At 32.1% G+C, this 13,665-nt stretch carries 11 protein-coding genes; 5 read left to right on the top strand and 6 right to left on the bottom strand.

The annotated features are described in order from the left end of the window. Nucleotides 1-4 precede the first annotated feature (4 nt). Genes ACFQ1Q_RS02950 through ACFQ1Q_RS02935 form a run of 4 tightly spaced genes read right to left on the bottom strand, consistent with a single transcriptional unit; the run spans nucleotide 5 to nucleotide 5,428 of the window. Entirely contained in the window at nucleotides 5-3,199 is a 3,195-nt protein-coding gene (locus ACFQ1Q_RS02950; RefSeq protein WP_386127825.1) for a SusC/RagA family TonB-linked outer membrane protein, read from the bottom strand. Nucleotides 3,200-3,253: 54 nt separating this feature from the next. Next, entirely contained in the window at nucleotides 3,254-3,937 is a 684-nt protein-coding gene (locus ACFQ1Q_RS02945) for a TIGR04282 family arsenosugar biosynthesis glycosyltransferase (protein WP_386127823.1), read from the bottom strand. Between the two features lie 33 nt (nucleotides 3,938-3,970). Further along, on the bottom strand, nucleotides 3,971-5,035 hold the full coding sequence (gene arsS / locus ACFQ1Q_RS02940) for an arsenosugar biosynthesis radical SAM (seleno)protein ArsS (protein ID WP_386127821.1): 1,065 nt from the start codon (nucleotides 5,033-5,035) through the stop codon (nucleotides 3,971-3,973). A gap of 57 nt (nucleotides 5,036-5,092) precedes the next feature. After that, nucleotides 5,093-5,428 (bottom strand): arsenosugar biosynthesis-associated peroxidase-like protein, encoded by a 336-nt coding sequence (locus ACFQ1Q_RS02935; RefSeq protein WP_386127819.1) that lies wholly within the window; start codon nucleotides 5,426-5,428, stop codon nucleotides 5,093-5,095. 170 nt (nucleotides 5,429-5,598) lie between these two features. Here ACFQ1Q_RS02935 and ACFQ1Q_RS02930 point away from each other — a divergent pair, with 170 nt between their 5' ends. From ACFQ1Q_RS02930 to ACFQ1Q_RS02910, 5 genes are all read left to right on the top strand, one after another. Next, nucleotides 5,599-6,792: a Pycsar system effector family protein gene (locus ACFQ1Q_RS02930; protein ID WP_386127817.1), complete on the top strand. Its 1,194-nt coding sequence runs from the start codon at nucleotides 5,599-5,601 to the stop codon at nucleotides 6,790-6,792. 76 nt (nucleotides 6,793-6,868) lie between these two features. Next, the gene (locus ACFQ1Q_RS02925; protein ID WP_386127815.1) at nucleotides 6,869-7,021 is read left to right on the top strand and encodes a YqaE/Pmp3 family membrane protein; all 153 of its coding nucleotides are present in this window, start codon (nucleotides 6,869-6,871) and stop codon (nucleotides 7,019-7,021) included. Between the two features lie 10 nt (nucleotides 7,022-7,031). Continuing rightward, nucleotides 7,032-8,306: a hypothetical protein gene (locus tag ACFQ1Q_RS02920; RefSeq protein ID WP_386127813.1), complete on the top strand. Its 1,275-nt coding sequence runs from the start codon at nucleotides 7,032-7,034 to the stop codon at nucleotides 8,304-8,306. Nucleotides 8,307-8,424: 118 nt separating this feature from the next. After that, nucleotides 8,425-9,456: a helix-turn-helix transcriptional regulator gene (locus ACFQ1Q_RS02915; protein WP_386127811.1), complete on the top strand. Its 1,032-nt coding sequence runs from the start codon at nucleotides 8,425-8,427 to the stop codon at nucleotides 9,454-9,456. 111 nt (nucleotides 9,457-9,567) lie between these two features. Then, a complete protein-coding gene (locus tag ACFQ1Q_RS02910; RefSeq protein ID WP_386127809.1) occupies nucleotides 9,568-10,197 on the top strand; it encodes a hypothetical protein in 630 nt (209 codons plus the stop codon). A 141-nt stretch (nucleotides 10,198-10,338) separates the two neighbouring features. Here the strand turns inward: ACFQ1Q_RS02910 and ACFQ1Q_RS02905 are convergent, their stop codons facing one another. Both ACFQ1Q_RS02905 and ACFQ1Q_RS02900 read right to left on the bottom strand, forming a co-directional pair. Further along, the gene (locus tag ACFQ1Q_RS02905; protein WP_386127807.1) at nucleotides 10,339-11,355 is read right to left on the bottom strand and encodes a helix-turn-helix domain-containing protein; all 1,017 of its coding nucleotides are present in this window, start codon (nucleotides 11,353-11,355) and stop codon (nucleotides 10,339-10,341) included. 188 nt (nucleotides 11,356-11,543) lie between these two features. Then, complete coding sequence (locus ACFQ1Q_RS02900; protein ID WP_386127805.1) at nucleotides 11,544-13,664, bottom strand: sensor histidine kinase; 2,121 nt, start codon at nucleotides 13,662-13,664, stop codon at nucleotides 11,544-11,546. Nucleotide 13,665 lies beyond the last annotated feature (1 nt).

The following is a 13,665-nucleotide window of genomic DNA, read 5'->3' as shown; positions in this document are numbered from 1 at the left end:
ATTTCTAAAAATTAAATCCAGCTTTAAAACCGATACTTCTGCTTGTGGCGTAACTCATATCTTCAACACCGCTTACAAATCCGTTACCTTGTACGGCAATTTGTTCTGGGTCAAAGTGTGGGTTCTCTGTAAATACGAAAAGATTATTTCCTATGATTGATAATCGTAATTCTGTTGGCTTTTTAAGGCCTAAAAATCCTTCATTAATATTGAAGGTGTAACCAATCGCCATTTGTCTCAATTTTAAAAAAGAAGCATCATAAATGTTGTTTTCTTCATGATTTCTATCGTAAAATTGACGGTAATAACTTTCTGCTGTTACTGCGACCGTATTTGGTTGGCCAGTATTTACGTTGACACCTTGTGCTACAATACCATCTTCTGGTCTAAAAGTGGTTTCTGCTAATTGCCCGCCAACATTACCTAGCGCGCGAGTTCGTGAAACGATTTCGCCTCCTTGACGCCAATCGAATAAAAAACTAAAATCCCAATTTTTGTATTGAAAATTATTTGCCCAACCTAAGGTAAAGTCTGGATTATAATTGCCTAGTTTTTGTAAATCGTTATCGGCAATAAGTCGTCCATTATCATCAATAAGAAATTCGCCATTTTCATTTTTTTGATATCCAGTTCCGTAAAAATCGCCAATACGTCCGCCTTCTTCTACCTGAAACCAAACGGTTTGGTTGGCACTGTCATAAATTCGGCTAAAGGCTAAAGTTAGTCTTCCAGCTTCTTGTGGCAAATCTTGAATGGTTGACCTGTTTGTGGCAAAATTAAACGTTGATTGCCAATTAAAATCTTGAGATTTTATTGGTTTAAGTCCAAGAATAACTTCAAGACCTTGAGTGTTAACTTCACCGCCATTAACTACTTGTTGGTTAAAACCTGAAGAAATTGCAATGGGTAAAGAGATGATTTGGTCTCTAGTTGTAGCATTGTAATACGTTACATCGAGATTAATCCGGTCTCTAAAAAAGCGTAAATCTGCACCAAATTCGTAAGACGTTGTGCGTTCTGGTTTTAGATTAGCATTAGGGATAAAATTTTGATTACTAAACGTTGGTTGCCCATTAAAAGGGGTTTGCGAAATAAAAGCACCAGATGTTTGGTAAGCACCAGTGTCGTTACCGACTTCTGCTACACTTGCTCTTAATTTTGCAAAAGATAAAGCCTCAGGTAAATCGACAACGTTAGAAAGTATAAAACTTGCCGATGCTGACGGATAGAAGAACGATGTACCATCAACTGAAAACGGTGTTGCTAATGCACTAGACCAATCGTTTCGTCCTGTAATGTCGAGATATAAAAAGTCTTTGTATCCTAATTTTGCAATACCGTAAACAGAATTAATTCGTTTTTGACTTTCAAACTGAAATACTTCAATTGGTGATGCCGCATTGTTTAAACTAAAAATACCAGGTTGCGCTAAATTAACTGTTTGCGACTGTTTGGTAGACGCCGTTTGGTCTAAACGATTTGCACCCAAAAAAGCATCTAGAGAAAAGTCGCCAAATGTATTTTTGTAGTTGACTAATAGATCTGTATTAATTTCTCTAAAACGAACATCGTGCTCAGCATAACCACCATTTCTAAAACGGTTACTGCTAAAAGCGCGTCGTAATTCTCTTTTTTCGGAACTAAAATCCATTCCGCTTCTGAGCGATATGGATAAATTATCTGTAATGTTTTGTTTAAAAGAAAGATTTCCGAAGATACGGTCGCGCTCAAAAGAGTTTCTGTTTTCAAACAAAATAAAATATGGATTATCAAAAAAGGTATAATTAAATGAGTATTGCTGTACGCCTTCTAAGCCAGGTTGCCAATAGTCTCTTAAATTATCAATATTTAATGATCTTGGACCCCAAGCAACTAGAGAATAATTAACGTTTTCACTACCATATCCATTAGATGGTCTGTTGTCTGAATTTGAATTTACATAATTTATAGACGCGTTAAATGCTGTTTTTTCTGAAGGTTTAAAATTTAATTTGGCCGCTACAGTCTGACGGTCTAGATTAACGCCAGGTATAATAGATTCGCTTCGTAAATCAGTAAATGACAAACGGTAATTTCCGTTTTCAAAACCATTACTTAGAGCAATATTATTAATAGTAGTGATACCAGTTTCGTAGAAATTTTTGAGATTATCTGGGTTAGAACGAAATTCGGTTGGCGTAATATCTAATCCGCTGTAAAGTGAAGTGTCGCCACCTCTTACAATGGTGCCATCTGGTAAAATCACAGGACTGTCAAACTGAGGAATTAAAATCCCTTGGTCTAATCTTGGACCCCAAGAATAGGTGATTCCGTCACTAATTCCACCGCCAAGTCCGTCGACATACTCAAAAACACCGCCTTGACCTTGGCCAAAATTATTTTGAAAATCTGGCAAACGAAATGCCGAATCGAAAGTAACAGAAGAATTTATGCTAAAAGAAAACCCTTTGTTTTGGCTTCCATCTTTCGTTTCAATAACAATGACACCGTTTGATGCACGAGTACCGTAAAGTGCTGCAGCACTTGGGCCTTTTAGTACTGTAACAGATTTAATGTCGTCTGGATTTACTTCCGCAGCACCATTTCCAAAATCGATTTCTTGGAATCCTGCGGCAGCTTCGTTAGTGAAATTGAAAACAGTTTCATTATTTATTGGTACGCCATCAACTACAAACAAAGGATTGTTGTTAGAAAACGACGCTTCGCCACGAACTGTAATTTTTGAAGATGAGCCAACACCAGTAGCACCTTGTGTTACAGTAACACCAGCCACTTTTCCTTGTAAATTGTCTAAAAAGTTGACTGTTTTGATTGTGTTTAGCTCTTTGGAAGAAACAGTTTGCAAGGCGTAACCAAGTTCCCGAGATTCGCGTTTAAGACCTAAAGCGGTAATAACAACTTCGTCTAGAGCACCAGCATCCTCTTCTAAGTTGACGTCTATAGTGCGATTTTCGCCAATAACAATACGTTGGGTTTTGTACCCAACATATGAAAAGATTAAGGCTTCAGTGGTTTTAGAAACATCGATGGAATACATGCCATCTTCGGATGTAATTGTTCCTTTGTTATCTGTCGTCAAAACGTTTACAAAAGGTAAAGTTTCTTGGGTTACAGCATCCTTAACTGTTCCTGAAATTGTAATTTGTGCATGGCTGATTCCAAACGTAAACAGCATTATGCAAATAAGTTTTTGCTTCATTAAATAAATTGATAAATTGAGATATGAAGACCAAATAGGTCTTTGAGTTAGTCGTTAAAATGAAGCTAAAACGGGTGACCCTTTGTTAAGAACAGAAGTCTTAAATAGATAACTATAAAAGTCTTTTGAAAAGAAAAATGAAGTGTTTATAGTGTATAAAGCTTGTTTAAGAAGCGCTTTAAGTCCTTTATTTATGTGTTTTGAAACTTGAAAAATTAGGCTAATGTCTGACGCTTCATCTACATCAACTAATTTTTCCAAATAAGTAATAGTCAGATTTTGTTTCTTGACTAGCCGATTGATACTTCTGTTTAAAGCTGAAGTTTGCCAAGGTAATTTTAAAAAGGTTTCGGTTTTAAATTGCGCTTTATTTAATCCCATTAAGTAAAAACCGCCATCTGAAGAAGGCCCTAAAACAATTGGATTTTCTTCTAATAATTTTACGGTTTTTAGGATATGTTTTGTACTTAAATGAGGCGTATCATTACCAATAGTAATTACATTTTCATAGCCTTGTGCGTAAACTGTGTTTAGAGCATAAGTAAACCGCTGACCAAACGTTTGTCCAATTTGCTCTGATTCTGAAAAATGAATTACTGGCAATCCACTGTTTTTTGCAATCTTAAACGTTTGCTGGTTTAAAGATTGAAAAAGTGCTTCTGAACCTTTAAAAGGTTTGGATTTTGCTTCGGATAATGCCGAATTAGCAAATATGAGTATGGCGGTTTTTTGGTTCAAGCTTTGGTTGGTAAATAATCTTTTAAATTTAAATTAAGCGACAACGCCTTGACAACTGCTTCCTGCGCCAGCGGTACAGCCATAGCAATGTTGAGAAATAACAATGTTTCTACCAGATAGTAATTCTTCATTATATTCTGAAATATGTTTCGCTTTACTATTTACTGGTAATTCTAGCATTTGGTTAAAATCACAATCAAATAAATAACCGTCCCAACTTACGGATAATGTATTAGTGCACATTACGTTTTCTACAGCTGCCGGATTATAAGCTTCAACCAAACTGTACATATAGTCTTCGTAATTTTCTGAAGCAATGAGATAATCTAAAAATCGTGCAATTGGTAAATTGGTAATGGCAAATAAATTGTGGAACTGTATGCCGAAATCCTCCATTAACGCGTTTTTGAAATCTTTTTCCATCGATGTTTGGTCTCCAGGTAAAAAAGCACCAGACGGATTGTAAACCAAGTCGAGTTTTAAGTCGCTTCCTGGCATACCATAACCAACGGCATTGAGTTCTTGTAAGGCTTTTATGGACATATCAAAGACGCCTTCGCCACGTTGTTTGTCAGTTTTACCACGCGTCCAATGTGGCATAGAACTGACGACGTGTACATTGTGTTTTTTAAAGAATTCTGGTAAATCGTAATATTTTTTATTCGCTCTAATAATGGTGAGGTTAGAACGAACTATAAAATCTTTTACTCCAATTTTGGATGCTTCCTCTACAAACCATCTAAAATGGGGATTCATTTCTGGTGCACCACCAGTCAAATCTAATGTGTGCGCACCTGTATTTTTTAGAACATCTAAAATTTGTTGCATGGTCTCACGCGTCATAATTTCTTTACGGTCTGGACCAGCATCTACGTGGCAATGCTCACAAACTTGGTTGCACATATAACCAACGTTAACTTGTAAGATTTCTAAAGGTTTTGCCTTTAAAGGAAATTGATTAGTTTCTGAAATCTTAGATTTAAATGTCGGTAACTCGCCATTGGCAAAAATGCCATTAGATAAAATTTCTAGTTGTTTGTTTGTATTTGCTAAATCGCTATGTCTTTTTTGTAGCGATTGTATTTTAAGTTTACCCATTAAAAAATTGTAATGTAATTATCTTTAAAAAATGCTAACATTTTACTTACGTAAAAACTAGCCATCCAGTTTGTTTACCTTATTCATCATTTGCACACCATGTACTAAAGTTGCACCACTTTTTATAGCTGCACCTACATGTATGGCTTCCATCATTTCCTCTTTAGTTACGCCACGTTGTAATCCATCTTTCGTATAAGCATCGATGCAATACGGGCATTGCTCGGTGTGTGCAACAGCTAACGCAATAAGTGATTTTTCTCTTGCGGTAAGTGCACCTTCTTCAAAAACTTTTCCGTAATATTCAAAAAATTTATTGCCAAGTTCTTCACTCCATTCCGTGATTTTTCCAAATTTTCTTAAATCTGACGGGTCGTAATATGTTTTAGACATAATGTTAATTTATAAATAAGGCTTCAAGATAAAGGTTTAGGTCGAAAATTGAATAATGCCTTACATTATTTTTAAATTATTTTCGCGAAATCAGTTAATATTAAATTCCATAGAATTATTTAGATTTTTAGACTTAAATTAGATTGCGAATTAAATCAAATCAATCAGATATGTTAGACATATTTCAAAAAGCAGCCGATTACGTCGAGAATTTTTATAAATCTCGCGGTGTCACAAATCTTACGTATCACAACTATCATCATACTTTAACCCTTTTAAAACGTGCTAATAGTGTTTTTGAAGCTGAAAATTTTTCGCCAAAAGATAGTGCTGTAGTAAAGTTAGCATTACTATTTAGTAATACGGGTTACGTTACTAATTATGAGAATCCGTTTGAAGGAAGTGCTCAATCGCTTGATGATTTTTCTAAAATTGAAGAAATAGACGTCGCTACTATAGATAAGGCAAAAGACTGTATTAAAGCGATTTGTTATAATTCTCCCGAAAATCAATTAGAAGAAATTACCTCTGATATTTATTATTCTGATTACGGAAAAAAAAGCTACAGCAAAAACAGTTTGCTTTTAAAAAATGAGATTTCTGCTGTAAGTGGTGAAACGCTCTCGCAAGAGAATTGGACAGACATGCAAATTGATAGTTTTACAAAGCATGCATACTATTCTAAATTTGCAAAATTAGAATGGGAAAGTAGAAAACGAAAAAATCTTGCAAGTCTTTTAAAAGACCAAGATAAACTTGTGGCCACTGGAAATAAAGAAAAACTTAAGGCAAAGTATAAGCAAAAATTTAAAAACGAAAGTCCGGAACGAGGTATACAAACCTTATATAGAGTTGCGCTCAGAAACCATATAAAACTAAGTGATATTGCAGACACAAAGGCTAATATTTTACTTTCTGTAAATGCAATTATTATTTCATTGGTTTTAGCTAATTTAATATCAAAACTTAACCAGCCCGAAAATAGATTTATGATTTTGCCAACTATTGTGTTTTTAGTTTGCTCGGTTGTTTCTATGATAATGTCTATAAAAGCAACACAACCAAATATTACCGAGGCTAATTTTTCTCAACAAGATTTAGAGGACAGAAAAGTAAATTTGGCATTTTTTGGTAATTTTCATCAAATGGAGCTAGAGAAGTACCAAAATGCTTTTAAACATTTAATAGAGAGTAGAGAAGATGTATACAATGTATTGACCAAGGATTTGTACTTTTTAGGTGCAGTTTTAAGTACAAAATATAAACTACTGCGCTATACGTATTACGTATTTATGGCAGGCATAGTATTGTCTATTGTAGCCTTTACACTATCATTTATTTATAGAGACACAATTACGCTTTAGCTAATGGGTTAATGAATTGTTTAATGCCATTAAAATCAACATAGACTCTAGGTTACTTTTGTAAAAAAAAGTAATTATGTCTATACTAACTATAATTTTAAATATTGTATTTCCACCTTTATCTGTAGGTCTAAAACATGGATTTGGAGGTACATTTTTAGTAAACGTTATTCTTACCTTATTAGCATGGTTACCAGGAGTTATACATGCATTTATGGTTAATGATTAATTAATTTTGAATGAATTTAAAGAACATATTATACAGTTTTCTGATATTGATAGGTGTAATTATTGTTCTCGTATATGCAAAATTAGCTACTGAAAATACTGACCAGAACGTTTGCGAAATTCAGAATATATCTGATTTAGAAAATATAAATTTTAAAGATTTTCAATTCGTAAAAATTAAGGCAAGCGATGCTTATCAAAGTGATGCTTTAAAAGATTTACTTCAAGGCGAAAACTATAGAAAGGCTTGGCAAACGGTTGTCGAAGTTCCTATTTTATTTTTAGATACACTTTACGGAGGTGTAGAAATTGAAAAAATTGGTGGTGGAAAACAAACACAATCTTTAAAATTACTAAGCAATAATGGACTTATGCTTACTTTGAGAAGCGTAAACAAAAATCCAGATGCTTTAGTTCCTGAAACTTTAAGAAAATTAAAACTAGATAACATAGTAAAGGATGGTGTTTCTGCACAACATCCTTACGCTGCATTACCTGTAGCTAAATTAGCTGATGCAGTTGGCGTAATACATACAAATCCTCAACTTGTTTTTCTTCCGAAGCAGAAAATCTTAGGTAACACATATAATTCTGAGTTTGGTAATAAACTATATTTACTAGAATACGAAAACAAGGGCACTATTAATTGGTCTAATTATCCCAACATAGAATTTGTTACAGATAATGATAATTTGCAAGAGCTTAAAGCAACTGGCGATTTAAAAATTGATATCGATAAAAGACAGCTTGTAAAGTCGCGTCTTTTTGATATTGTTATTGGAGATTGGGATAGACACGCTAAACAATGGGGTTGGCTTATGCAAAAACAAGATAGTAGCTATAACGCAATTCCGTTTCCAATGGATAGAGACAATGCTTTTTTTAACGTCCAAGGATTGATACCAACAATTATTTCGTCTGAAGAAATTACGCCACATTTACAATCATTTCATTCAGATATTGATATGGAAGGTTTAGTTTATGATTTTGATGTTTACTTTTTACAGAATACATCATTGGAGATGTTTCTAGAAGAAGCAAAGTACATTAAAAAACATCTTACAGATGATGTTTTAGAAAACGCTTTTAAAACTTGGAATGAGTCTTTATATAATCTAGATGCAAGAACTATCATTGCTACAATAAAAACGCGGCGAGATCGCTTAGTCAATATTGCAATAAATTTTAAAAAAACATTAGACAAACAACCTCTTTTAAATGAGTCATTGAAAGGATCTTTGTTAAAAGATACTCCAGGCTCGAGCTTAAAATGCTTTGAGTGTTAAACATTAGATGGCGTAAATGCTTTTATATTTTTATTTTGTTTAACACTTATACATAAAATATTCACTCTTCATATCTTAAAATAGTATATCTTCACTATGTTTTTTTATACGAGAAGTTATGCCATTACATTCTAAAATTAATGACGAAGAGCCAGGAAGTATTCTTAATTCAATGGCAAAAGCTTTAAACGCTAAGATTAAACAAAATCTTAATGAATGCGTTTTAGAAATACCTGAAAATCATGGTAAAGGTGAAATTCGTTTAATGTCTTTTTCTCAAGGCATTTCGATAATGTCTATACATTTAAATCTAAAAAATAGTTTTGAGCTTGTATATAATGACGGTATAGTTCACCCATTAAAAATTATTCTTTTAAAGAATGGAAGTATAAAACACGCTTTTAAAAACACAAATAAGGAGACTAAAATTAACAAGTTTGAGTGTGTCATCATTGCAAGTACTCCAGATAATAATCATTACTTTAAAATTTCAAGAAATAAGGATGTTACGATGTTAAGCATTCAAATAAACAGAAAGTTATTTGAAAATAAAATTGAAGATTTTATTCCGTCGATGCACAGAAATTTATCCAAAATATTTAGAGATGTTAATGGAATACAAGAGTTCTTCTACAAAAATTTTTACAACCAAGAGTCGTTAAAAATTATAGATGATATTTTGACTAATACAGGAAAAGATTTCATAGAATCCATCATTGTTGAAGGTCAAACATATCAGTTAATGATGCTACAATTAAAGCAGTATTTGGTAAATCAGAAATCGCCAGAAGTCTCAACAACTCTTGCTTCTAAATCGAGATTAAAATTATCTCAAGCTATAGATTTTATAGAGAATAATATTGAAGATTATACGACGGTAAAAGATTTAGCCAAACAAATTGATATTAATGAAAAAACGCTTCAGTCTGCATTTAAACAATTTTATAATTGTACTGTAAATACTTATGTAAGAAATTTTAGAGCGCATCATGCCAGAATGTTGGTAGAAACTACGGATTTATCAATTTCTGAAATTGCATATAAAGTTGGTTTAAGCTCACCAAACCACCTTACAAAACTCTTTAAGTTGTACTACGGTGTTTCACCAACAGAGCATAAACGTAAAACAAAGGAAGCTAAAAATATCTAAAAATGGATTTTTTAGATTGTTCTTTAGCGTTAGTGGATTGATTTTCGTCGCTTAAAGCACTAATCCAAGGTGCATTTCATCATTAATTTTGCTGGAAATTAATAACAAAAGATGACTGATATTATTATTGATGAAACCCAAGGTGGGTTTTTAATCAAGAAGCTGAAGGATATCTTTAAACCTTTAGTGATTTCTGAAGATATTGAAACCGATTTGGTATTTGATAATGACTTGGGTCAAGGAAAATTTAAAATACTTAAGTTAGATAGAGATATTTTAAGTCTTTATTTTACAGGAGTGATGCATCAAGAATTGAAGTTTAAATTTTTGAATACCAAATTACCCGTACTAAATCTTATTTATTTAAATAAAGGAAAATTAAGTATAGAGTTTAACGAAGCAGTTTATAAACTCAAAGAAAACGAAACGCAACAGTTTATCTACAATTCTGACATAAAAGAATACGAAATTCTAACTTGGCCAGCTAATACGCAAATTGAATTTAGTTTTACCAAATTGTTTGATTTTTCATATTTAAATTCCAAGGGATTGCAAGAGAGATTTAAAAATTCATTTGAAAATTCTAAATCTTTAAGAATCACGGCTCCAAAAAATATTTCAGTAAAATCAGACAGTAAACTTATCGACTCCAAAATGGTTGGAAAGCCACGAATGAAAGATTTAGAATGCCAGGTCTACAGTTTATTAAACATACAATTAGAAGAAATTCTAAGAAAGTAATAGCTAATCTATTCCCCCAAGATTAATAGCTATTGTATTATAATTTTAAAATATTATAATACACTTAAGAGAAAGCCCATAACTTAATGTTATGGGCTTTCCTACTAACTAAACTAACTTACTATACGTAAATTTAATATACTATGCTGTGGCAGCTAACTTATTTTGAGCTTTATACTGACTTGGTGAACAGTTATATTTTTCTTTAAAAATCTTAGAGAAATAACTTCTACTAGAAAATCCTAATGTGTATAAGATTTGAGAAATGTTCATATCCGTAGTTTTAATTAATTCTTCAGATTTTGTGACGCGCACGTCTCTGATATAATCGTTAACTGTTCTGCTATGCATTAGTTTAAACCCTTCTTGAAGTTTTGATGGTGTTAAACCAATTTTATGTGCAAGTTCTGTAACTGTTAAGTTTGTTTCTGGGAAGTTGTTGATATATTCCGATAAATCTTTTACAGCTGACATTTCTTTGCTTGTTAATGAGCCAGTATTTTGGTTTCTTTTTACTTTATCTATGCTGTGCTGCTCAATTTCTAAAGCTAGTATTACGTGTACTAAACCTTCTACTAAAAGTGTACGCACAACACCTTCTTGTTTTATTGCTTTTAGTTGTTTTATTTTTTCTGCAATTTTAAGATTGTAAGAACTTACGTAAGCTAAATCTTCCGTTCTGTCAGTAATAAACAATTGTCTCAATTGTTCATTAATCATGTTAATATCATTAGTGTCAGAAGCTGTATTTACACCAATTATAGATGCAGTAGTTGTCAGCTCTCTTGAAAAATATAAACAATTTGTCTCTTCATTTATATTTGAAAGTATACCAGTTTGAAATGTTTCTAGCTCTGTGCGATTTTCTCTATTATTAAAAGAGTGCTCAATTTTACCCTCTGAACAGTATGCAAAATTCACTAATGTTTGTTTTGGAGTCGTGAAAACTAATTTTACGTCAGTTGCAAAGGTCACATTAAACTGAATAAATGATATTGCACCTTTAAGTTTCATGCCTTTGATAGTACCATATCCTAAATCTGAATCGAATTTTAAGGTATGTTCTTTAAAATCTACACTGTACTCTGCTGCAAAAATATTTTGTAGTTGGTTAAAGGTTTCTTCTAAGTTTGGAGCTGTAATTTGTATAGTTTTCATAATGTGGCTGATTTATTTGTTAATTTGATATCACAAAGTTGCAACCAAACAGCTCATTTTCTGTTACACAATTTTCTTATTTTGTTGCATAATTTTACAAAAACTCTAAACAATTTGTTAAAATGAGGAAATTAGAAAATTTTACTAACTGTCTAAACACTTAATAATTAGGGGAATATTAATGATAATTAAATTGTAGGAAAATAAATTACAAATTCTGCACCTTCGTTTTTTACGCCTTTAGCAGAAATATGGCCATTATGTTTAGACACAATTTTTTCGCAAATGGCTAAACCAAGGCCTGTTCCTTTATAATCACTTTTAGAATGTAGTCTGTGGAAAAGCGTAAATATCTTTTTGCTTTCTTTTTGGTCAAAACCAATTCCGTTATCTATAATTTTAAACTGATAATAACTTTTATGATTTTTTTCAAAATCTTCAGAAATGTTTTGCGCCTTTATTTTTGAGCATTCAATTTTAATTATTGTTTTTCTATCTAAAGCTCTGTATTTAATGGCATTTCCTATAATATTTGTAAATAGCTGTTCTATTAAAAATGGGATGGCAAAAATAGTTGGCAAATCGTTTTTATTGATTTGAATATCAATATCGGTATCTGATTCTGACGTTGACTCTGCAAAAGTTTCTAAGACATTATCAAAAATTTCTTTTAAGTCTACATTTTCAAATTCATGCTCTTTATTGTCAATTCTTGAGAAAGCAAGCAGATTGTCAATAAGTACTCGCATGCGCGTTGCTGCACTTTCAATTTTATTAAAAAATACTAAACTTCGTTTGTCAAAAGTATTATCATTAGAGTCGTTGATACGAGATATAAACATTTGTATTTTACGAAGCGGCTCTTGTAAATCATGACTGGCAACTCTATTAAAGGAGTCTAGCTCTGAGTTACGTCTTTTTAGTTCTGCATTTTGCTGTTTAAGCTGTAATTCATTTTCAATTCTATTACTTACATCTTGTAAAACACCTACCATAATTATCTCACCATCACGTTCACTAAAATCACATTTAGAGAAAATATGCTTAACGCTTTTACCCTTTGTAATTACTCTAAATAAAATTTCTATAGGTTTGTCTTTTTTATAGGCGTTATTTAAACTAGCATCGTACATTTCTAAATCTTCTGGATGCGTAAATTCTCGAAATTTAGCTGCTGACATTGGAAACTCTTGCGGTTTATAGCCAAGAATTCTATAAATATTATCCGACATAATAGTTATGTCTTCTTGCATGTACCATACAAAGCTACCGAGTTGAGCAACTTCTTCAGCCTCGTGAAAAATTCTATTGGTTAATGATAATTCACTATTTATTTCTTCGAGTTGATGCTGTTTTGTAAAAAGGCTTGTCAGTTCTGTAATCATCACTTGTATACCATTTTTTACAGGAACATATCTTGCCTTATAATAATGTGTTTTACCATTTATTGGCGCTTCAATTGTTTTTTCGAAATATTGTTGACTATTAAATGCAGAAACCAATTGGCTAAAAATTGCAGATGTTTTTAAAAAAGGGTATGCGACGGTGGCACGTTCTCCTACGAGTTTTTCGTAAGGTAGATGTGTTAATGAAGCATTGGTTTTACTTGCATATGTTATTTCAAAATCCTCAATAGTATTGTTGGCATCGTAAATGGGTTCGTAGAAATTGGCAATATCATTAGTGTTTTCTAAAATTGAATCCAGGATACTAGATTTTTCGATAATTGTAATTCTTGCCTCTACAATTTTTAATAGCGCCAATCCTAAAATAATAAAGCCGATGATAGTTGAGGCAATAAATATTTGAGCAAAAAACGAATTATCTTCACTAAAGCGTTGAGTACTTTTTTCTACCTCTTGACTATACCAATCTAATAACTCCTTTTTTATTTGCTTTGTGCGTTTGGCTAACGGTAATGCTAATGTCGAGTTTAAACTATCTTTATCAAATAGGTTATACTCCATGACGTTGAAAAACTCCTCTTGATTTTTTTTGTAATTAACTAATTGCGATTTGTCAGATTCTAATCCATTGAATATTCGATTGTTTTCGTCTTTTATAGAATCTAAATATTTAGTATTTAGATTATTGTCGTCAAATTTTTCTTCAACCAAAAACAGATTTGATAGTAGCTTATTAATTTTTTTAGTTTCGTTGAGATTGGTTACAATCTCATTTCCAGAATTTTGAAGTTTCAAAATCTGAGATAAGACAAAAAGAAATAAAAATACTAATACTACTAAAGATATAATTAGAGATATCTTTACGTTGTTACTGCCACCAAATAAATAACGTTTATTTCTCATA

Origin of the sequence: Winogradskyella litorisediminis (assembly GCF_042675765.1) — a bacterium.
GTDB classification, from domain to species: Bacteria; Bacteroidota; Bacteroidia; order Flavobacteriales; family Flavobacteriaceae; genus Winogradskyella; species Winogradskyella litorisediminis.
This window is presented reverse-complemented; position numbering and strand designations above follow the sequence as displayed.

What these genes read in the sequence shown, in the direction of transcription:
- ACFQ1Q_RS02950 (WP_386127825.1), bottom strand. Translation starts at nt 3,199, where the DNA reads ATGAAGCAAAAACTTATTTGCATAATGCTGTTTACGTTTGGAATCAGC.
- ACFQ1Q_RS02915 (WP_386127811.1), top strand. Translation starts at nt 8,425, where the DNA reads ATGCCATTACATTCTAAAATTAATGACGAAGAGCCAGGAAGTATTCTT.
- ACFQ1Q_RS02910 (WP_386127809.1), top strand. Translation starts at nt 9,568, where the DNA reads ATGACTGATATTATTATTGATGAAACCCAAGGTGGGTTTTTAATCAAG.
- ACFQ1Q_RS02930 (WP_386127817.1), top strand. Translation starts at nt 5,599, where the DNA reads ATGTTAGACATATTTCAAAAAGCAGCCGATTACGTCGAGAATTTTTAT.
- arsS (WP_386127821.1), bottom strand. Translation starts at nt 5,035, where the DNA reads ATGGGTAAACTTAAAATACAATCGCTACAAAAAAGACATAGCGATTTA.
- ACFQ1Q_RS02925 (WP_386127815.1), top strand. Translation starts at nt 6,869, where the DNA reads ATGTCTATACTAACTATAATTTTAAATATTGTATTTCCACCTTTATCT.
- ACFQ1Q_RS02935 (WP_386127819.1), bottom strand. Translation starts at nt 5,428, where the DNA reads ATGTCTAAAACATATTACGACCCGTCAGATTTAAGAAAATTTGGAAAA.
- ACFQ1Q_RS02905 (WP_386127807.1), bottom strand. Translation starts at nt 11,355, where the DNA reads ATGAAAACTATACAAATTACAGCTCCAAACTTAGAAGAAACCTTTAAC.
- ACFQ1Q_RS02900 (WP_386127805.1), bottom strand. Translation starts at nt 13,664, where the DNA reads ATGAGAAATAAACGTTATTTATTTGGTGGCAGTAACAACGTAAAGATA.
- ACFQ1Q_RS02920 (WP_386127813.1), top strand. Translation starts at nt 7,032, where the DNA reads ATGAATTTAAAGAACATATTATACAGTTTTCTGATATTGATAGGTGTA.